Below are 18,292 nucleotides of genomic sequence, written 5' to 3'. Positions count from 1 at the left end.
AACGGCTTCCTCCCTTTTTGAATCCGTATAGTGTTTATTTGCTTTTAGTGTAACCAAGGATTGTTAGAGGGAATCGCAGGTTTTGTTAAAAAATTGTAGCGGCCGCTAGCCGCCGTTCGGCGCATACGGCTGCACCGCTTGTCCCGACGCCTTGCGCAGCTCGTTGGCCAGCTCGTTGCGCCGCCGTTTGTCCTCGTCCGACGCCAGATTGAACTCGTGGCTCAAAAACCGCGCGATAATCTCGTTCGCGTCCTCCGCCTTCAACGGGTATCCCATCGTGTTCCACCATCCTTCGTTGCCGTAAGATTCGTTCATGTCGATGCCGACGCCGTTCACGTCGATGTCGTTGCGGTACTGGTACAGGTGGATGCCGTCGGCTTTCCGGCCGCGGCTCCAGGCATACGTCTGCCAATAGCGGGAGCAGACGCCCGCTCGGCGGACCGCCTCGATGACGGCGTACGAGCCGTAGACGCCCGTGGCGTACGCCGGCGTCGCCTCGCTGGCGGCGCGGATGTAGTCGATGACGGCGGCCATCTGCGTGGCTGAGGCGTCGAAATCGACGGCGAAATAAATCGCGCTGCCCTCGGGCTGGCCGATCGCCTGCGCCGTGCGCGCCGCCGCAGCGCCATCCGCGAGGCCGGCGGCTCGTCCGCCGAGCGCCCGGTCGGCCGTCGTCTCGAACACCGAGACGATGTGCAGGCCGGCTTCGCTGATCGCCTCCGCCTCCTCGCGGGTGAGCCGTTTCCACCCGCTCGGCACCAAGTAGCGGCAGGCGAACTCATAGCCGTCCGCCCGGAAAGCCGCCGCCTTGGCGGCCGACAGCGGCGTGGCGCAATCAAGTCCTTTCGTCATGCGCATCTCCTCCCGGCGGGTGTATCGATTTATTCTGAATTTGCCCGGCGGCCGCCGCCACCAGAAACGCGTTCGCGAACGCGAGGAAATACGTGCGCCAATCCGCCTCCGTGCCGATGGCGAACTGCGCGGCGAGCAGCACGACCCACGCCACCGCCACCGCGTACACGTCCGTCGGGACGCGCCATTTGCGCAGGACGCGGTCGACGAGGATTTTCGTATACTGCACGATGTAGAAGGTCAGCAAAGAGGCCCCGCCGATCGTCAGCAGGGCCGTCCAGGTGAACAGTTGGGTGTCTTGCACGGGCTCAGCCCTCCTTCAAATTGAACAGCATCGCCATGACCCCGACGATAACGCTGCCGATAATGGTCGTGGCCGCCCAATACACGATCTTCTCCAGCCGGTCCAGCCGCTTGTGCGCCGCCGCCGTCGATTGGAGCGCTTCCTGCGCCATGTCCCGGACGCTCGACATCATGTCCAGCTTCGTCTCGACTCGGGTGAGGCGCTGAAGGATTTCCTTCTGAATGTCGCTATCTCCCATGGCCGATGCCCTCCTTTCCTGTGGGCAGTTTTGGGTGATGCCGATGTTATTTCCCTTCGCTTGATAGCAGATTGGCTAAGGCTAGTTCCATTTCGTAAACTCTTATTCGTTCATTTTTCACTACTTGTGGGTGAATTGTAGGATGATGATTCTAAAGTTGTCTTCTAAAATAACATTTTCATTCTCTATCCAATTGCCATCCAACGCATACTTTGGGCCTCACCGCTTGTATTCCCCGATATACCGGAAATTGTAAATCCGTTTGGTTGGATCACGTACTGCGGAGTTCCGCTAATATTTGTTCCAAAACCTTTGTTTGTGGTGTATCCCCAAACTGCCCCATCAGAAAAAATGTAAACGATCGTATCCCACTGATACCAAACAGCTGATATGATAAAACTTGGTTGGAAACCCAATCCAGTAACCACCATGGAACTATCAATTAAACTCCCTGTTCCCTTCGCATGATGATGCCCTTCAACTAAGGATCCCACAACGCCAAATATATTTACGCCGGACCGAATATTAGATGCAACGAGATCCGAGTCACCTATTATCGTACCACCACTGTAATACCCTGCGGCTAGATTTTGGCTACTAGTCCCAGGCACCCAAGTCGGCGCGCCGTTGTTCGGCATACTTCCCGAGAACCCTCCGCTCGAATTGCTAGCCGTATAACCAGTAAGAACTTGTGCTGCCCCAGCGTTACCGCTAGCCTGAACGACATTTCCGGTCACGCCGAAAATGTTGACGCCCGATCGGATATTTCCCGGGACAAGGTCGGCATCGCCGGCGATCGTCCCACCAGTCGTATAACCGGCTGGGATCGATTGATTCGTCGTACCCGGCATGATCGTTCCAAGCGCCCCATTATTGGGCATCGTCCCAGACTTTTTTGTACCGCCCTGATAAAACGTCTTACCAGTTAATACTTCCCCGGCCGTTGCAGTTGCGTCCTTAGAGATAGAGCTTATCTTCGAAGCCAACTGCGTAAAAGTGTCGCTGCCGCTTGCCGTTTGCCCCATGCCAGTAATTGCGGCAGCGACCGCATTTTTACCACTACTGGCTGATTGAAAAGCCGCATCTGCCGCTGCTTGTGCATTACTGGCAACCGTCATCGCCGCATCCACTTCGGCCTTGCGTGCAATATCATCCGCTGCCGTAGGAGCGGCAACTTTTGCACGACCAGCCGCATCGCGCATGATCAGGCGGCCAGCTATCGCATCCGACGTAGCCCCATGAACCTGAGTAGCATTACGGTGATCCGTCAGGTCCGACTGGGCGGCAGCGTTTTGCTCGATCAGATCCAGATTTTCGTTATAGGCTGCACGACTGAATGTCTCGTTGCCCAGCGGCTTCTTTAAGCCGAGTTTTGCCGTTACGTCTGGCATTTACACGTACACCTCCAATTGGTCCCATGTGAGGTTCAAATCGTCGAACTGATCCCAGGTCCATGCCATCGCATCAAGGTCCGACCATAAGAAGTACTTAAATTCAAATTGAAAATTCAAATGAGCCGGCAGCACGTTGCGCACGGCAGCATGTATATCGTTTAAGGTTGCCGGAATGCCGCTCGTATCAACAAAGCGGACGATGACATTGAAGTTATCGCAATCTTCGATCACATCAATCGTTCCATTATGGTAGGCCTCGGCCACTTCCTTTAACACACGAATCGTAGCAGTGCCAACTCCCCGCAACCGGGAAACGATTCGATCTTTTCTTTCGTTTTCCGGCTGATTGGGAGTCGGACTAAGGCCTAATTCTTGCTCCCATGCGTCTAGTCCCCAAGTCGATACCCGCACAAAAAATTGCTTTACTATACTATCCAGAGCTGCCCGAAGGTCATCTACTTCCTGCCCCTCCGTCTGGAGCAAAGATTGGAAAACTCTCGAAGTTTCATAATAGCGCGGCACATAGGAGGCCATCTTTTGCCCGCGGAAACTAGTTAGTTTTGGGGCATTCATTCTCAATCACCACCTTTATTGTGGCTGGAAAACAACAATAAATTTTATGGCCTCATCCCTTACGGTTTAGGAAGGCTTGGACTTCCCCCCGTTTATTTTCAGGGACATCCCAAATCGTTTTTAAGCCTTTGCGGATCAATATTGCATAAATCTCCACCATTCTTTTAAAACCACCTTTTCGTTCAGTTTGCTTTTTAGCGTAACGCTTTCCACTTCTGACTTAAGGTAGCAAACAGGGAGCCTTTCTCAGTAACAGGGGATCCCTGCCCGAAAGATTCATATAGTTCGGCTAAGGCCAACATTATGCTTTCGTTTTCCCGCTGAAGCTGGCTCAATTGATCAGCTAAAGATGGTGGGGGTTGAGAAGCTTGGCGGATGGCTTCGATTTCTTCCGGAGCCAGTCCTTCGGCCCATTCCCCTGAGGCAAGGTTGAAGCGCGGCTTATACAGCCCCGGCGGTAACGGGACGGCCACGCGGTAGCCGATGAGGACCGGCTCGGGTTCCGGCGTCTCCTCCGTCGGCGCGGGCGTTTCGTAGATTTCGGCGACGCCTTCCGTGTCGAACGGGACGAGCTCCGGTTCGATGAATTGGCCGTCGAGGCCGATTTTATATGCTTCTTTCACGGTCAGCCCTCCTTTACTGTTCCGCTCGGAACGGTGCTATGCTATCCAACACGAAATAATTGTTTGCGCCAACGAGGAAGGAAACATTCCCGTTTGATTCGATTACGACCCTAGCCAATATGTCGCTCGTTCCATTTCCAGATATTGTGACGAAACTGGTGTTCTTGGCTGGCCTATACCCGGCTGGGAGTTTAAAAATCGGCGTATTGTAAACGGTCGAACCGCTGGAAATGCTCCCTCGAATATGAACAAATCCAAATTCATCCTTCAGATAAGCGGCTTCCGTGTTCCCCGATCCGATATTCACCCATCCGTTTTGCAAGCCCGCCGCGATCCATTGCGGCTGCTGCTTCCCAGCCTTGACCGTTTGCAGCGCGGACACGTCCCGCCGGAGCCCGGTTATCGCCTCGACCGCGTCGTCAACCGTTTCCCGAATGTTCGCCGTCACGACTCCGGTTATCGAAGCCGGGGCGATGCCGAGCGTGTAGGTGTCCAGCGCGAAGTACGTTACGGAGTATGCGGCGTTCGGGTCGAAATTCGCATTGTCGGCATATGCCCTTACTCTCCCGTTCGCAACCGTAGTGTCCCTCGTCCATTTACCCGTGTCGTCGACACCGCCCTTGTAGAAGCGGTAAATCGTATTTGCCCGATACTTGAACAAAGATGACGGATAGTTCGTGTTGTTGACCTGATTGTTCGTTCCGGTAGCGTATGGCTTTGCCGCCTCCCGCACCACGACACCCGTCCCCATTTCGATCTGATTCGGGCCGTCATGCAGCAGCAGCTCGCCCTCGTAGTTGACCGTCTCGGCTACGGATTGTGCGAGTTGGTATTGCAGGCGGTATGACTCCCAATTTTTAATCCCGGTATTGTTGGGTGCTGGCCGGGTCGGCAAGGTTGTGGTAAATCCGGGATAGCTACCGTTGTGCCGGATATACTCGTACTGCGGCAACCAAGCTTTCGTCCCCGATCCGTTATAAACCGAGTCTACCCCGCCTTCAAGTTGGTACATCTTCCAGCCCATGAAATACGCCTTTATTTCTTCCGTCGATGGTGTAAAGTTGTCGCCCCAACCGGAATCACTGTTCGCTATGGTGATATTCACATTCGTATTTAACAGTAATTTATCGGCCCCTGTGCGATATTCCGTAGTATTCAGCGTATTTTTGAGCGGTGTGCCATCATATTTAATCGCAAAACCTGAATTAATTACTGCGTTTGAAGCTTGGAAGTAAACGCCTTTATAACCAGTTCCCGACGATGCATGGTCATACAACCATTGGATAAATCCGTCCAGCACCGTTTCCCGGAAACGGCGCGTAATCGTCTTCCCTTCCAGCACGTCCGCGACGCTACCGTCAACGTTCGAGCGGAGCTGGCAATCGGGCACGAACAAGTAGGACGGATTTTGCGGTTCGAACGGTAGCGCGGTCGAGCCGATATTGAGAATGGGATTCTCGACTTTAAATGTCCCAGAATTGCTCTGCGAGTATCGAATGAATGAAGTCGAAGCTTCTCTCGCGGTGAATGTTACTGTTCGTACAGTATCGGTCACGCTGGCAAGTATTCCCTGCGAATCAACAATCTGCATAAACGACCCGCTCGTAACAGTGGCAGAAAGCGCGTAGGACTGCCCGACAACAAATTGAATTTTCGGTGAATCGAAGAAGCTGGAACTATTGGTCGGCGCAACTAACTGCACTTCGTAAGAGCCAAGTACATTAAAGTTCCCATCCCCACCAGTCTTACCCCACTCCGAAAACGGCGGCAGCAGGTTCCGCCCCGGGTTCATCGCATAGACCGCGTTGACCGATTTCATGTCGTCAACGTAAGGATACTTGATGGCGATCTGTGCGGAAGTCATCGAGTCAAGAGCGGCATACTCTGCAGCGCTGATTTCGAATAAGCGAATACCGTCAAAGTATCCGTATGTGCCATTCATACCAATAACGCTTAGATCAAGGTTTAAATGGACATCGGAAATCGGAGCAACCTTGCACCAAAGAATATTGAATTTCGTCGTATCCGAAAGAAGCATAGAAGAGACTCCACCGCTTCCCGATAGGGAAATTAGTACATGCGAGGCGTTCCCGTTCTTCGCTTCGCCAACTAATACATAATATTTCCCGGCTCTAAAACTCACATTTGACTTATATGTTGACCCGGATGATCCACTTGAAACCGCTACTTTAAATCCGTGGTTCCCATAGACTTTATTGTTCGCGTCAAGAGTGTGCGTAGCCTGGAAGCTACCCCACTTCGTTTGATCCTCACAATTCCCATCCCGCCCCAACAAATTCACCAGCGTTCGCCCCGTGACGCGCAAATCCTTCAACCGCGATGTCCGGTTGGCGTTGATGATGCTTACCCCTTGCGGGATGGTGACGGGGATATCCGCCGCCTCGACAAGCTCCCCGCCCAGCCTCTCGTCGATGATGTCATAAGGCTCGTTGATCGCTTTCGTAAGATCAAACGTCTTGCTCCCGTCCGCAGCCGGGTCGTACTTGTGCAAGCCCAGATTCGGAGTCGTGCTCGACATGCGAAGTCTCCTTCCTTATACCGGAACGATCGGAGCGAAGTCCGTCAGCTTCCTGGTCTGTAACGTGTCGATGGTCATCGTATCGTGCAGCTGGTTGACCAGCAAATATTTATAAGCGTACTCGACCTGCAGATGGGCCGGTAGAACGGCCCGAACGGCCGCTTTCAGGTCATGGATGTTGGGCGGGGCGCCGAGGGTGTCGATGAAACGGACAACGACCGTGTAGGCCGGGGCGTCCTCCATCACCTCGACATCCCCGTAGTCGTAGCTCTCCGCCACGTCGCGGACGACGCGGATCGTCGCCGTCCCTACGCCGCGAAGCCGGGAGACGATCTTGTCCCGCCGCTCCCCTACCGGTTGATCCGGCGCGGGCGGGAGGCCGAGTTCGTCCTCCCAGACGTCCAAGCCCCACGTCGACGTGCGCACAAAACACTGATTTAACGTATCGGCCAACGTTTCCCGGACGAGATCGAATTCCTCCCCTTCGGTTTGGAGAACCGAACGGATGATGCGGGATGTCTCGTAATATCTCGGCAAATACCCCGCCATGCGCTGCCCGTGCGGGCTGGTGATGGGCGTCGTCAAGCGAGCGTCACCGCCCCCAAGACGGCAACCTCCTGGACGCCAACCGTCACATTCCCGGGGCCGCCGTTGACCTGGAGATTCGCGTAATCCTGCACGCCCGTCGTATCGAGTACCGCCTGCGCGATGCGCGCGTACCGCACATCGTTGTCCTCGGCGAAAGCAAGCGAGCGCAAGTATGTCTCGATGTTTTGGCGGACGGCCGCCTCCACGCTCTCTTGGTTGTAACCCTCCACGAACGTAAGCGTCGCCGAAACGTTGATCAGTACCGGGCTGGCCGATTCGACCACGACCTTGGCTCCGATAGGCGCCTTCCCTTCCCCGGTTGCTTTCGAAAACGTGGATCGCAGCTCGCACCCGTCCACCCAGACGACGGTCGTCGTATCCGTCTGCAGGCGATCGACCCGCAGCTCGATCGGGTCCTGTCCGTTCCAGTAAAACTCCTGAATCGTTACCGCAAAATCCGGCGTCATATCCGCAGCGCGCAGCGTGCGAACCGCGTCGGTCGTGCCGCTCGGCCGCGTCTTCAGCCAGCTCTCCGCAGCCGCGTTCCATACGCCGATCTGCAGAAGCGGGCTTGTCCCGGTCATACCGCCCGCCTTGCAAGCAAGCCGAACTTGCCACACGCCGGGCTGAGGAAGCATGGCATGAAGCGGCTGGCTGATCCGTCCCGCTCCGGCGGAGCTGTAGGCCAGCTTTACGCTGTCGCCTTCGTCGTCGGGCAGGCTTTTATCGACCGATACGCCGGAGCCGCTAAGCGTCATCGACTCGGCTGCCAGCTTGATCCGATGAGGAGGAGCGATGTAGCTTTGCACCGCATCGATCAGATCGGCGTCCGCCGGCTGCTTGCCGTTATTAATAACGGCCACGCTCACCGTCCCCGGTCCGTCCCGTACCGGAACGACCGATACGCCGCCGACGCCGGGCACCTCGAGCGCCCAGTTCACGTAGTCCGCTTTGTTGCCGCCTGCGGACGGGCTGCGCACTTTCTGGAAATACCGGGCCAGCAAGGAGGCGTCATCCTCCACGTTCAACCCGCCGGCCGTCGGCGCGACATTCGTAACCGCCGTGACGTTCGGCACCGGAGTGACGACGAGCGAGATCGCCCCGGACGATACGTTGCCGGCCGCGCCGGCCTGCAACGCCTCCACGTCTGCGACCGCGGTACCGTCGCCCCCGATCGCGACCGCTTCCGTCGTCGCAAACTCGACCGACGACGTCCCCGTCACCCGGTCGGCTGGTGTCGCGACCCGCGTCCCCGCCGGAACGACGGTGCCGGCCGCTCCCGTCAGCTTCACCTGCCCTTTCGCCTTGACGGCGGGGCGCCGCGTCAAGCCGTGCTCCTCGCAGCGGAGATCGAGATACGGCCCGAACGTCGTGCTGGCGAAGCCGCGCCGCAGCGTCTCCTGCGCCCAAATCGCCGCCTGCGTCAGCTCGATCGCCGCCGGAGACAACGCATCCCATATAAAAGAACCCTCCGACTTGTCGAGATCGGAGGGCAACCGGTCCAGCATCCGCTGGCGGATCGCTTCTTCGGTTTGTTCCTGCAAATAATTCGGCAATGTCGCCATCAGTACGTCACCACGCTTCCTTCCATTCTCGCTTTTTGCCCCCGCACGTTAGTAACCTCGCATTGGAAATAACAGCGCTCGCCCTCCCAGGTGAACGAGAAGCCGTCGACCCGGCTCGTCCGGGGATCGGTTTTGAGCGTCTCGGTCGCGATGCGGGCGATTTCCAGCTCATTCGCTTGGCGCGTCAGGTTGCGGGGAATCAGCTCGTCGAATTCGTGACCGTATTGGCGCGAATAGGCGAGGTACGTGTAGCGCTCGGTGCACAGCGCTTTTTTGCACCATTCCAGCCATGCGTCCGCGTCGGTGCAAGTCGCGACCGTACCGGTCGGGGTCAGGACGAAGTCGCCGGCCTCGTAGTCGAACCGCCAGCTTCGTCCGAATTTCACCTGGCCGCCGCCCGACGATTCGTTCGCTGTGCCGGGGGTAGGGTTCGGGCTGCCGCCCGTGATCGGAAACAAATTCGGCATCGTTACCGCACCACCTTACAAAGGACGACCGCTTCCGAGCCGCCGGCCACGGGGACGGCCAGCACCCGATCGCCAGGCTTCAGCCCGTCTTTGAACAGAAGCCCGACCCCTTCGATCTCGGTTTCCGCGAATGCGAACGTGCCGGTTCCGGACACGTTTCCACCTCCGCCGTCCTTCAAGCCCGTTACCGTTCCGGTCATCTCGAAAGCGGGCACCTTCAGCTTCGTCTCCCAATCGGCCACGAGGTAATCCTTGATTTCGTGCTTGAACGAGTCGAGCTTCAAACCGCCCGCGGTCATCGTGGCTAATTCGGCGGGCACGCCCGTCACGGCGGTAGAGGCATGTCCCGCCATGCGGCTTTCGAATACGGAAGCCAGCTTTTTATACGGGTCCATCCAAGTAGTACCTCCTTTTGACATAATCGAACGTGGCGAGCTCGAGCGTCATTTTGCCGGGACGGCCGAGCTCGTGGCGGACGGAGGTCGCGATCAGATCCATGCCGCTGCCGATGAGCGCCACCCGATCGCCGGCCCGAATCGTGTTGACGTCGAGCGCGGTGACCGTAAGCGTCTCCTGAATGCCGGACAGCATCCCTTTGGCGGCTTGGACCGCGCCGCTCACCGTCGTGATGCTGCTGTCCATGTGCACCTTCTGGAGCGTGCCGTACAGATCGGTATCTTTGGATTCCACAGCCAAAATTTCCGTCGCGCTCTCGGGGTTCTCCTCCTTGCCGAGCACCTTCACCCGAGTGACGGCGCCTTCCAGCGTCCGCCGCTGCGTGATGGAGTCGATGTTGCCGTCCGGTTCGAGCGCCCATACCGTCTCGTTGCTCCCGATCGGAAAAAGCTCCAGCCCGTTCGGCGTCATCCGGGGCCGGTACGGCCAGCCTCCGGCGCGCGCCGTCTCCTTCAGGTCGGACATCAGCATCGAGTAGATCGGTTGGGCGCGGTACACTTTTTTGCTGAGCGTGTAGACGGTATCGGGAATTTGATGGAGCGGGATTCCCCAGTCGCTCGCGTATTTGGCCAAGCGCTGCGATGCGGTTTGGCCGGCGGGGAACAAATACTCGTCCTCGGACTTGGACAAATAAATCGTTCGGTCGTACAGCGTCGCCGTAAGCCGGTTCGCGCCGCGGTAGCTGTTCTCGCATTCCCACACGACCCCCGGGTGCAGCAAATACACCATGGCGCTGCCGCGATGGGGGATGCCGGAAACGCGTATTTCCTGACCCGGCCGGATGCCGGGAAAATCCTCCGTCACCATCAGGTTGACCGTCGCCCGGTAGGCGATCTCGTCGAGCGACTCCTCCAGCGTAATGCTTTCGACCAGGTCGCCCAGCAAGTACCGATTGTCCAGAACGACTTCGTACACGCGTTCTTGGGCGTCCGTCATGTCGGCATCACCAGCTCTTGTCCGGGCCGGATCAGATCGGGGTCCGGCCCGATCACGCCCGTATTCAGATCGTAAATCTCCCGCCAGCGGGCGCCGTTGCCGAGGTTCAGCTTCGCGATCGCCCAGAGCGAGTCGCCGGGTTGAACCGCGTACGTTTTCGGGACGGGCTTCAAGTCCGGTCGGGGCTCCCCGGCCGCTCCGCCTCCGCCGCCGACTTCGTCCAACGTCCGGATCCGGTAGTCCCTCCACGTGCGGAACGTCAGGTCGAAATAGACGTCACCCGGCTCGTTCGCCTTGAAGGCGCTGTTATGCGATGAAATGATGACGAGCACGTTGACCTGCGTCGGCGGAATCATGAGGCGCAGCGGCAGCCTCTCCGACATCCACGTGTTGATCTGGTTCATCGTCAGCTGAGGATCGGGAATGTCGTTATAGCGGCAGTAGCTGGGATCGGACTCGGCGGGGAAAAACGAAGAGAACGAAATCTCTTTGATTTTCTCCGATTGGGGCAAGTCGACCTCGCCCAGATTGATGATTGGGAACGTCTCGAAGCTCCGATCCCGCTTGATATTGATTTCCGTCGGATTGACCGGGAACCACAGCTTGGTCCCCGCCGCATCCTCCAGCGTAATATCGATCTGTGTCAATAAATGCGAAAACGATTTGATCATGGCGTCACCTGGTTTTCCATCGTGGCTTTCATTTTCGTTACGATTTCCCAACCGATCTTCGTCGCCAACGCCTCTTCGTCGATTTCTTCCTTGGGCATTACGATTTGAACGCCTTCGACGCTGATGTTGTAGGCGGTTTCGGCTTGAGCGGCTTGAGGGACGGAGGTACTCATGCTATACCCTGTATTGCTAAGGATTGCCGACTCCCTTCCATCCGCCCTATACAATTCTAGGTTCATGGAAGTAGTCTGGGTAATGCTTGAAGCGTTGGAGGTATTCTCGGCGGGGGCTTTTTCCTTAGAAGTTTCCTCTTCGGTCTTTTTCCCCGAAAACATGTTATAAACCTTTTTTCCCAAAAAGGTACCCGCCATGTTTCCAAGAGTTCCTCCAATAGCAGTACCAAAGCCGGGCAAAATGAAACTGCCTATAGCCGCACCGATTGCTGCTCCACCTGCACCCGCTACTGCGCCGACCGTTGCTTCTTTTTTATCTTTCGCGGTAACTACATCGATGACGTTTGTTGCCACTCCGAGAACGCCGCCTACCTTTAGCAGGGATGTTCCTTTACCTTTAAAAAAAGAAGGGATCTTCTCTAAAAATCCCTTTGCCTTTTCTGTTCCTTTTGGTAACAACTTATTGTTTGGCGGCATATCCATTTTTTCAGACAATGCTGAAGGGCTAGCAGTGGTTTGACTTTCCGGAAATACCCTCGAAGATGTCTGTTCGACCGCCGGGGATATAGATCGCAAGACCCTTCCGTGCTGGTCGACTATCTCTTTTGATTTAGACATTGTGCTGGTAGTCTTCGCTGATTTCGAAGGATCTCCGGGTTGCTCAGGACTTGGCTCGCTCGGTTTACTTCCGCCCCGCCTTTGCTTGATTTCTTTCCCCACATCCCCGACGTCCTTAGCAAAAGAAAACAAACTCGCGAAGCCGGCTATTGGTTCCCAAAGTGAGTCGAACATCTTTGACAGTAAGCCTTTGTTATCAACCTGGTTCTTCTCGGCGGCAGACGAATTTGTTTTTTCACTTGATGCTTCCCCTGCCTTTGGAATCGAAACAGTTATGGATGAGCTTACGTTCAAAGTTTCTGCAACAAATCGGATCGAGCCCAACACTTTCGATACTCTGGTTGCATATTGTTCCATGCGGTATAGAGCAACGGTAAGTTTGTCCACTTGCTCAATTAGACGCTTGTGGGACTGAACTATTTTATCACTTACCTTGAGTATCGAAGCTATATCAGACATTCTCTCACCGCCTTCCTTGCCTTATTTGCGCTTGGCGCTTTGCCTCTGCTTCAAGCTCCAGCTCCATACTCGCTAGGAGAAACAGCTGCTCGCCGCGCGGCAGCTGCCAGAACGCTCCGGGGCGCAAATGATGCCTCACCCAAATGGCATGAAGCATACCGGCAAGCCCCCCGGAGTCGATCAGTTTTTTACTTCGTCAAGCGTCGTATTGAAGCCGCTCAAATCGAGCACTTCGTCGCCCAGGGCGGACAGCTCGCCGGCGAGCAGAATTCGCTTGATCACTTCCTCGCCGCCGCTCGCCTCGTATTTCGCCAGCAGCCGGGAGTCTCCCCAATTGGGGGAGACGGTGGCCGCGGCGATGAGGGCGACGTTGAACTGCTCTTCGTCCAGCCGCTCGGACTGGTGGCCGCGACGGTCGGAGCGCTCGGTGCATCGTTCGCGCAGCTTGTACACCTGTTTGCCGGTCAAGCCGCGCAGCGTGACCGGGATGCCGAGACGCGACAGCGTCACCGTTTTCTCCGGGAGCTTGTCGGCTTCGAGCAGTTTTTGCAAAATATCATCGTCCATCATCGTCGGTTACCTCCTGAAATTTTGAGTTTGGGCCGTGCGGGCTGACCGCCCTTACACCGCCGTAACTTTGTCGTTCAACACGTACCCTTCGAACGTAAAGGACACTTCTTCCTTCACTTCTTCGCCGGCCGTCCAGTTCGCGAGCTGCAGCTTGTCGAGCATGACGTTCTGGAGCGTAATCGTCTCGTACCCGTACGCCTCGGGATCCTCCAGCTTGCTGACCAGCTCGAACTTGTCGAAACCGCGGGCGATCATGTCGCTCGTTACCTTGAAGCCGCTGACCGTCCCGGTTCCCTTCATCGGGCCTTTCTTGTGACGGACCCACGGGTCCCCGGCGAGGTTCAGCTCCCGCTTCTGGATTTCCACGTTCGCCTCGAGGTGGTTGAAATTGCTCTGCCAGACGCCGCCGATGAAGATTTTCCCATACGTACCCAAAAATACGCGGTTTGCATCCATTGTCTATAAGTCCCCCTTACAGCACGATGAACGTGCCGAAAATTTGTTCCATCGCGTCGGTCAGACGGGCTTCCCAGTTCAAGTACACTTGATCCGGTTCCGGCGTGAATACGGCGGTCGGGCCGTAGTACTGCGGATTCAGGTAAACGTCCCAGCCCTCCGCCTCGATGACCCCGGATTGCGCGAGCGACTGCATGTACTGCTTCGCCGCGCCGATCAAGGCGAGACGGCCTTCGGCGGTGTTGTTGACCTTGCCGATGTACCCGGCTTCGGCCGAGCCGGCCAGGTCGCTTTGGATCGCATCCATGACGCGGATCGTGCGGATTTTTTTCCAAGCGTTGCTTTGGCCTTGGCGCAAGCTTGTGAGCGAGTTGACCCCGCGAAGCGCCTTGACCCGCTTGCCGTCATGAACGAACAGGAATACGCCGCTCGCGGCCGCCTGCTCCTGCTCGCTTCGCGTCCAGCGGCGCGTGACGTCCTGGAACGGAGCCGGCGCGTACGTGGTCGATTCGCTCAGCTTCTGCCCGGCGATCAAGCCCGCGACGTAAGCGGAAAGCTGCGCGGAGCTGTACGAAACGCCGTCGAGAACGGCACCCGTCCCGACATTGACGACGGCCTCGTGGTTATAGACCGCGCTGCGCGACGTTGCGGCACTGACGGCGGTCGCCCCGGTGTCGTCGGCCGCCGAGCCGCCGAGCACGGCGATGACCGGCTTGCCTTCGGAACGGACGCGGTTCACCCACGACACGACGCTCGCCTGGATGCCGGAATCCGACACGCCGTCCAGCGCGAACAGGTTGAACTCCTGCGTCTCGCATGCGGAGAGCGCATTCGTGTAGTCGCCGGCCGCGACGCCGTCGATGCCGGAATCGCCGCCGCCGAACGGGAAGCTGCTGCCGTCCTTCAATTGGCCGTTGCCGTCGGCAAGATTCGTCGCGACGATCCATTTGTTCGCCGGGTCTTGGTTCACGGTGTCGACGGCGGCTTGAGCCGTACCGGCGGCGAAGGTGAACGTCTTGAGCAGCGTCGTGCCTTCGAAGAGGCGAATGTCTTTCTTCGACGCGTCGACCGGGTTCGTCTGCACCGTCACCTTAAACCGGTTGCCCCGCTCGCCCGGGTATTTTGCCTCCAGCTTGACGACGTTCTCGGGTGTTCCCGCCGTGTCCTGCAGCGTGCAGGACGCTTTGGCCGCGTCCGCATCGGCGATCCGGTAGGCGAGCACGGTTCTGGCGCCGCCCAGCAGAGCGAGCTTCAACGCGGAGTATGCCGTCGCGCCTCCCGTCTCGTCGCTCGTGAACATGTCGTCGGCGCCGGTCAGGCTCGTGATCTCGACGAACTGCTTTACCGGTCCCCAGTGGGCTTTGACCGGGAGGGCGACTACGCCGCGCGCACCCGGCTGGACGGCCGCGATCGCCGCCGCCTGAAAGTTCATGTACATGCCCGGCAATACGGGCCGATCGGTCGTGCTCCAAGTTCCTCCAGCCATTACAGTTGCACCTTCCTTTGTTGGAATTGGCGGATCATCCGCTCCGTTTGTTGAATCGTGAGGGGCTGCTCTTCGCAGCCGTACAGCGCGCCCGTCAATACTTCGGGCTTCACGCCGAACAATGCTTCCGCGTTGGCCAGCAGCTCCTCCCGGGTATAAGCCGGGGAATCGGCCGGCTCGGCGGCCGGTTGCGGCACTCCTTTTTTGGTAGCCATGTCGGGGGTTCCTCCTTCTGTTTGTTAATGAGCGGCCGGTGGGGGCGTTCGCCCGTTCGGCCGTTAGTTCAACCCGCCGCCGTAATGCACGTCCCCGATCAGCGGGGCGTTCGGGGACGATTTCGGTACGATCTGCCGGAACGTGACGGTGATTTGCCCCGCCGTGAGGCCGTCCGGTCGATAGTCGCCCGTCACGAGGCCCGGTTGGACCGCCTGCTTTCCGATCGGATCGATCGACAGCCTCGTCAGACGGCCCAGCTCGGCTGCGAGCGTGCCGACCATCGCGTACCGCTCGGCGTCGGTTCGGCCGACGACGTGACCGACCATCCGTTTGCGCAGCTCTGCCGAGGCGGCGTCGCGATTTTCCGATTCCGCTTGCTCGATCCGCCATAGGACGGCCGGTGCAGCGTAATCTTGCGGCCATTGCTGACGGTAAACGGACCAGTCCGCTCCCGCTGCCGCGGACGTCCAGCCGCATAGCGCCTCCAGCCATTCGTCGGCCGACGAAGCGGATGCCGCGCTATCGCTGCCGGCCGCGACGACCGCGATCCTCAGGATGCGAACCAGCGCTTGGACCGTTTCCTCGATGCGTTCGGAACCGGCGAAACCTTCGAACCGGCACGTAAAACCCGGCTCCGACGGGCCCGCGGACAGCTTTATGCCGTCGAGCGCTTGTTCCGCTTCGGCCACCAAGGCGTCCAAATCGGCGGCCGCGCTTTTGTCCGCGTACAAGGCGATTTCGAATACGGCCTTTGTTCCGCACCATGGAGCGTTTTCGACCTCTGCGGCGTACTCGGCGGGCTTGACGGTCGCGAACGGTTTGACGGTCGTCCCCGTCGGCTCATGCCAGTCGTAGCATCTTCCGCCAAGGGCGGGCAGCTCTGCCGCCAGCCTCGCTTTTATAGCGGTGCGCATGTTCGTGCTCAACTTCGGTGTTCACCCCCTTTCGCGCCCGGGTCGGGTTGCAGGGCAACAAAAAGACCGCCCCTTTAAGGGCGGCCTCGGCCGGGAGTTGTTTGGTTTGTGTTCCTGTTTTGATTATATTATGGGAACATGTGTTCGATCAATTATCGTCAAAGTTGTACATGGTGTCTGGAATGTCTATCAAGTACTCACGCTTTTCCGGCGGCGTCCAATAAAACCTCAACCTCTTTCAGCAGGTTAGCGGTACGTCCTCGATCGTCTTTACGCCTCTTCGAATTAATGTTGCGTAGATTTGTGCCATTGGACTATCACCTCCGTTCCAGTCGGGCTGGGACAGCAATAAATCGCCACGCCCCCAACTCCTCCCCCACATCCCCCAACCATCGGCCCCGCCCGGGGCCATGGGCCGTTCGTCTCGTGGCGCAACTTCGCCGTTCACCCCCTCTCGCGCTCGTCCTCATACGGGACGGCTTCCTTGACGCACAACGGCATCATGCAAAACTGCCGGCTCGCTTCCCAGCGACCCCAGACGCAGGCGACGCATTTGTCCGGCTGGCGGTACAAGATCTCGTCGGACTTGCTCGGCGGCACCGCAACGGTGATCATGATCGATTCCTCCTTTCCCGGTTCCGAATTGTTGTGGAGAAACGAAAAGCCGCCTCTAGGGCGGCCGTTGTACCGGTTCAATCCGGCTGGCAATTTGTATGTCGGTCAACCAAATTCGGGCTTGTCCGCTCCGAAATTCGGCGGCTCTGCTTCATTTCGTGTTCCTGTCTTGATTATAAAACGGGAACATATGTTCGCACAATTTTCGTCTTACCCGTCCGGTTTGTCGAAAATGTAAACCAGAACGCTCATCTTCAGGAGATCCCCTTCCGATCGTCTCCGAATATTTCGTCGGCGAGAAACCGGACCAGCTCGTGCTTCAGCTCGTACAACCGCTGCCGGGATACCCCGATGTGACGGGCGATCGCATTCATCCGCTGTCCCTCCATGATGCATTCCAGCACCGTGCGCTGCCGATCGTCCCTGACCCGCTCGGCCGCGTTCTCGATACGGGTCACCTTCGCCTCCAGCTCCTTCAGCCGGTCCCGGTGCTTTTCCCGCTTCTGCGCTTCGCGGTTGACGTGGTCCGCATGCCGTCCCTTTCCCTTCGGCATCGCCCCGTCCAGCCCGTATACGCCGGTCAACCCGGCACCCACATGATCGAGCAGGCCTCGCAGCCGTTCGATTTCCCGCTGCATCCACGGAAAGTCCTTCAAGTCCTCTTCGACCAGCTCCATATGCTCCGTCTTGTTCGAAGACCGCTCCGAACCGCGGCGGTACGAGGCCGGCGACTGCGGGGCGGCTTGGGAAACCTCCCATTGTTGGCAAAACTCGATTTGGCCGATCGAAAGCTGGTGGATGCGGCAAATGCTCTTCGCCCCCCACAAGCTTCCCGGACAACGGCCGCACACCTCGTCCCTATACAAATCGATATCCTCCGCCGTCAGCTTGTTCATCACGATCCGCTCCTTTCCCCTATTCGCTATTGCCGTAAGCGTGGCTCCTCCAAAAAATACGCATATCGCGTCCGACTACTTCATTTGACAAACCAAACATATGTTCGTGTCTTTTATTATGTACGCGAAACGCGTACTTTTCAACCATTTTTTTGGATAATCATCCTAATATCTTGAAAAAAAGTTCGCGGTATGCGAATATATTAGCATCAAGGAGTAGCGAACCTAGCGAATCGATGGAGAGAGAACGGAGCGTGGCCCTTTTGATCGGCGATACGATTACGCGCCTGCGCAAGCAACGACGCTGGTCCCAGCAAGTGGTGGCGGACCGGCTGAAAATCGCAAAGAGCACCTACGCCGGCTACGAATCGGGCTACCGCGAGCCTTCTCTGGACACGATGCGCCTCCTGGCGGAGCTGTTCGAGGTCAGCTTGGACGAGCTCGTCGGCCAGCAGCCGGAGCCGGAGTCGGCTTCTCCCGACCTTCCGCCTCCCGCTCCCGAATTGGACGACCCGGAGCTGGGGCTCTGGTTCAAGGAACTGCTGGAAGCGCCGGAGGAACGACGCGACGAGCTTCGCAAAATTTGGGAAATTATTAAGACGAGGGAAGCCGACCGAACGCCCGGGGCCAAGCAAGGCGAAGAATGAAGAAGTAATGAAATAGACGAAGGAAAGTAAAGCGGC

At 57.6% G+C, this 18,292-nt stretch carries 24 protein-coding genes; 1 reads left to right on the top strand and 23 read right to left on the bottom strand.

Annotation, left to right across the window (positions count from 1 at the left end; translation table 11 throughout):
* Positions 1 to 105: 105 nt before the first annotated feature.
* From DLM86_RS20525 to DLM86_RS20430, 23 genes are all read right to left on the bottom strand, one after another.
* Positions 106 to 852, bottom strand: a complete 747-nt coding sequence (locus tag DLM86_RS20525) for a glycoside hydrolase domain-containing protein (RefSeq protein WP_110841928.1) — start codon at positions 850 to 852, stop codon at positions 106 to 108.
* Positions 836 to 1,156, bottom strand: coding sequence for a hypothetical protein (locus tag DLM86_RS20520; RefSeq protein WP_110841927.1), 321 nt, complete (start codon positions 1,154 to 1,156; stop codon positions 836 to 838). Before DLM86_RS20520 ends, DLM86_RS20525 begins: the two co-directional genes overlap by 17 nt.
* Before the next feature lie 4 nt (positions 1,157 to 1,160).
* Positions 1,161 to 1,394, bottom strand: a complete 234-nt coding sequence (locus DLM86_RS20515) for a hemolysin XhlA family protein (protein ID WP_110841926.1) — start codon at positions 1,392 to 1,394, stop codon at positions 1,161 to 1,163.
* A 185-nt stretch (positions 1,395 to 1,579) separates the two neighbouring features.
* A complete protein-coding gene (locus DLM86_RS20510) occupies positions 1,580 to 2,785 on the bottom strand; it encodes a hypothetical protein (protein WP_110841925.1) in 1,206 nt (401 codons plus the stop codon).
* Positions 2,786 to 3,361 (bottom strand): putative phage tail protein, encoded by a 576-nt coding sequence (locus DLM86_RS20505; protein WP_110841924.1) that lies wholly within the window; start codon positions 3,359 to 3,361, stop codon positions 2,786 to 2,788.
* Positions 3,362 to 3,413: 52 nt separating this feature from the next.
* Positions 3,414 to 3,521 carry a CD1375 family protein gene (locus DLM86_RS33030; RefSeq protein WP_281272179.1) on the bottom strand — a complete coding sequence of 36 codons (108 nt, stop codon included), beginning with the start codon at positions 3,519 to 3,521 and terminating at the stop codon, positions 3,414 to 3,416.
* A 34-nt stretch (positions 3,522 to 3,555) separates the two neighbouring features.
* Complete coding sequence (locus tag DLM86_RS20500; protein ID WP_110841923.1) at positions 3,556 to 3,984, bottom strand: hypothetical protein; 429 nt, start codon at positions 3,982 to 3,984, stop codon at positions 3,556 to 3,558.
* A gap of 13 nt (positions 3,985 to 3,997) precedes the next feature.
* The gene (locus tag DLM86_RS20495; RefSeq protein ID WP_110841922.1) at positions 3,998 to 6,523 is read right to left on the bottom strand and encodes a hypothetical protein; all 2,526 of its coding nucleotides are present in this window, start codon (positions 6,521 to 6,523) and stop codon (positions 3,998 to 4,000) included.
* A gap of 15 nt (positions 6,524 to 6,538) precedes the next feature.
* The gene (locus DLM86_RS20490; RefSeq protein ID WP_211326562.1) at positions 6,539 to 7,108 is read right to left on the bottom strand and encodes a putative phage tail protein; all 570 of its coding nucleotides are present in this window, start codon (positions 7,106 to 7,108) and stop codon (positions 6,539 to 6,541) included.
* Entirely contained in the window at positions 7,105 to 8,676 is a 1,572-nt protein-coding gene (locus DLM86_RS20485; protein ID WP_110841921.1) for a baseplate J/gp47 family protein, read from the bottom strand. The genes DLM86_RS20490 and DLM86_RS20485 overlap by 4 nt, the downstream gene beginning before the upstream one ends.
* Complete coding sequence (locus DLM86_RS20480) at positions 8,676 to 9,143, bottom strand: DUF2634 domain-containing protein (RefSeq protein WP_110841920.1); 468 nt, start codon at positions 9,141 to 9,143, stop codon at positions 8,676 to 8,678. The genes DLM86_RS20485 and DLM86_RS20480 overlap by 1 nt, the downstream gene beginning before the upstream one ends.
* 2 nt (positions 9,144 to 9,145) lie before the next feature.
* Positions 9,146 to 9,538 (bottom strand): hypothetical protein, encoded by a 393-nt coding sequence (locus tag DLM86_RS20475; RefSeq protein WP_110841919.1) that lies wholly within the window; start codon positions 9,536 to 9,538, stop codon positions 9,146 to 9,148.
* Entirely contained in the window at positions 9,525 to 10,535 is a 1,011-nt protein-coding gene (locus DLM86_RS20470) for an XkdQ/YqbQ family protein (RefSeq protein ID WP_110841918.1), read from the bottom strand. The genes DLM86_RS20475 and DLM86_RS20470 overlap by 14 nt, the downstream gene beginning before the upstream one ends.
* The gene (locus DLM86_RS20465; RefSeq protein ID WP_110841917.1) at positions 10,532 to 11,206 is read right to left on the bottom strand and encodes a LysM peptidoglycan-binding domain-containing protein; all 675 of its coding nucleotides are present in this window, start codon (positions 11,204 to 11,206) and stop codon (positions 10,532 to 10,534) included. Before DLM86_RS20465 ends, DLM86_RS20470 begins: the two co-directional genes overlap by 4 nt.
* The gene (locus DLM86_RS20460; protein ID WP_110841916.1) at positions 11,203 to 12,456 is read right to left on the bottom strand and encodes a hypothetical protein; all 1,254 of its coding nucleotides are present in this window, start codon (positions 12,454 to 12,456) and stop codon (positions 11,203 to 11,205) included. Before DLM86_RS20460 ends, DLM86_RS20465 begins: the two co-directional genes overlap by 4 nt.
* A 180-nt stretch (positions 12,457 to 12,636) precedes the next feature.
* Complete coding sequence (locus tag DLM86_RS20455; RefSeq protein WP_110841915.1) at positions 12,637 to 13,026, bottom strand: phage tail assembly chaperone; 390 nt, start codon at positions 13,024 to 13,026, stop codon at positions 12,637 to 12,639.
* Between the two features lie 51 nt (positions 13,027 to 13,077).
* Positions 13,078 to 13,482, bottom strand: coding sequence for a phage tail tube protein (locus tag DLM86_RS20450; RefSeq protein WP_110841914.1), 405 nt, complete (start codon positions 13,480 to 13,482; stop codon positions 13,078 to 13,080).
* Between the two features lie 16 nt (positions 13,483 to 13,498).
* Entirely contained in the window at positions 13,499 to 14,968 is a 1,470-nt protein-coding gene (locus DLM86_RS20445) for a phage tail sheath family protein (protein WP_110841913.1), read from the bottom strand.
* Positions 14,968 to 15,183 (bottom strand): YqzN/YkzM domain-containing protein, encoded by a 216-nt coding sequence (locus DLM86_RS20440; protein ID WP_110841912.1) that lies wholly within the window; start codon positions 15,181 to 15,183, stop codon positions 14,968 to 14,970. The genes DLM86_RS20445 and DLM86_RS20440 overlap by 1 nt, the downstream gene beginning before the upstream one ends.
* 63 nt (positions 15,184 to 15,246) lie before the next feature.
* The gene (locus tag DLM86_RS20435; RefSeq protein WP_110841911.1) at positions 15,247 to 16,110 is read right to left on the bottom strand and encodes a hypothetical protein; all 864 of its coding nucleotides are present in this window, start codon (positions 16,108 to 16,110) and stop codon (positions 15,247 to 15,249) included.
* Between the two features lie 226 nt (positions 16,111 to 16,336).
* Positions 16,337 to 16,408, bottom strand: coding sequence for a CD1375 family protein (locus DLM86_RS33205; protein WP_425453989.1), 72 nt, complete (start codon positions 16,406 to 16,408; stop codon positions 16,337 to 16,339).
* Between the two features lie 134 nt (positions 16,409 to 16,542).
* Positions 16,543 to 16,713, bottom strand: a complete 171-nt coding sequence (locus tag DLM86_RS32135; protein WP_158289587.1) for a hypothetical protein — start codon at positions 16,711 to 16,713, stop codon at positions 16,543 to 16,545.
* Between the two features lie 254 nt (positions 16,714 to 16,967).
* Entirely contained in the window at positions 16,968 to 17,609 is a 642-nt protein-coding gene (locus DLM86_RS20430; protein WP_110841910.1) for a hypothetical protein, read from the bottom strand.
* 254 nt (positions 17,610 to 17,863) lie between these two features.
* On the opposite strand from DLM86_RS20430, the gene DLM86_RS20425 reads away from it, so the two are divergent.
* Positions 17,864 to 18,256 carry a helix-turn-helix domain-containing protein gene (locus DLM86_RS20425; RefSeq protein WP_245954754.1) on the top strand — a complete coding sequence of 131 codons (393 nt, stop codon included), beginning with the start codon at positions 17,864 to 17,866 and terminating at the stop codon, positions 18,254 to 18,256.
* The last annotated feature ends 36 nt before the right edge of the window (positions 18,257 to 18,292 follow it).

Origin of the sequence: Paenibacillus flagellatus, from assembly GCF_003217775.1 — a bacterium.
Taxonomy (GTDB): Bacteria; Bacillota; Bacilli; order Paenibacillales; family NBRC-103111; genus Paenibacillus_AB; species Paenibacillus_AB flagellatus.
This window is presented reverse-complemented; position numbering and strand designations above follow the sequence as displayed.

What these genes read in the sequence shown, in the direction of transcription:
- DLM86_RS32135 (WP_158289587.1), bottom strand. Translation starts at nt 16,713, where the DNA reads ATGATCACCGTTGCGGTGCCGCCGAGCAAGTCCGACGAGATCTTGTAC.
- DLM86_RS20505 (WP_110841924.1), bottom strand. Translation starts at nt 3,361, where the DNA reads ATGAATGCCCCAAAACTAACTAGTTTCCGCGGGCAAAAGATGGCCTCC.
- DLM86_RS20465 (WP_110841917.1), bottom strand. Translation starts at nt 11,206, where the DNA reads ATGATCAAATCGTTTTCGCATTTATTGACACAGATCGATATTACGCTG.
- DLM86_RS20475 (WP_110841919.1), bottom strand. Translation starts at nt 9,538, where the DNA reads ATGGACCCGTATAAAAAGCTGGCTTCCGTATTCGAAAGCCGCATGGCG.
- DLM86_RS20440 (WP_110841912.1), bottom strand. Translation starts at nt 15,183, where the DNA reads ATGGCTACCAAAAAAGGAGTGCCGCAACCGGCCGCCGAGCCGGCCGAT.
- DLM86_RS20455 (WP_110841915.1), bottom strand. Translation starts at nt 13,026, where the DNA reads ATGATGGACGATGATATTTTGCAAAAACTGCTCGAAGCCGACAAGCTC.
- DLM86_RS20525 (WP_110841928.1), bottom strand. Translation starts at nt 852, where the DNA reads ATGACGAAAGGACTTGATTGCGCCACGCCGCTGTCGGCCGCCAAGGCG.
- DLM86_RS20450 (WP_110841914.1), bottom strand. Translation starts at nt 13,482, where the DNA reads ATGGATGCAAACCGCGTATTTTTGGGTACGTATGGGAAAATCTTCATC.
- DLM86_RS20480 (WP_110841920.1), bottom strand. Translation starts at nt 9,143, where the DNA reads ATGCCGAATTTGTTTCCGATCACGGGCGGCAGCCCGAACCCTACCCCC.
- DLM86_RS20430 (WP_110841910.1), bottom strand. Translation starts at nt 17,609, where the DNA reads ATGAACAAGCTGACGGCGGAGGATATCGATTTGTATAGGGACGAGGTG.
- DLM86_RS20445 (WP_110841913.1), bottom strand. Translation starts at nt 14,968, where the DNA reads ATGGCTGGAGGAACTTGGAGCACGACCGATCGGCCCGTATTGCCGGGC.
- DLM86_RS20510 (WP_110841925.1), bottom strand. Translation starts at nt 2,785, where the DNA reads ATGCCAGACGTAACGGCAAAACTCGGCTTAAAGAAGCCGCTGGGCAAC.
- DLM86_RS20495 (WP_110841922.1), bottom strand. Translation starts at nt 6,523, where the DNA reads ATGTCGAGCACGACTCCGAATCTGGGCTTGCACAAGTACGACCCGGCT.
- DLM86_RS20470 (WP_110841918.1), bottom strand. Translation starts at nt 10,535, where the DNA reads ATGACGGACGCCCAAGAACGCGTGTACGAAGTCGTTCTGGACAATCGG.
- DLM86_RS33030 (WP_281272179.1), bottom strand. Translation starts at nt 3,521, where the DNA reads ATGGTGGAGATTTATGCAATATTGATCCGCAAAGGCTTAAAAACGATT.
- DLM86_RS20460 (WP_110841916.1), bottom strand. Translation starts at nt 12,456, where the DNA reads ATGTCTGATATAGCTTCGATACTCAAGGTAAGTGATAAAATAGTTCAG.
- DLM86_RS20485 (WP_110841921.1), bottom strand. Translation starts at nt 8,676, where the DNA reads ATGGCGACATTGCCGAATTATTTGCAGGAACAAACCGAAGAAGCGATC.
- DLM86_RS20515 (WP_110841926.1), bottom strand. Translation starts at nt 1,394, where the DNA reads ATGGGAGATAGCGACATTCAGAAGGAAATCCTTCAGCGCCTCACCCGA.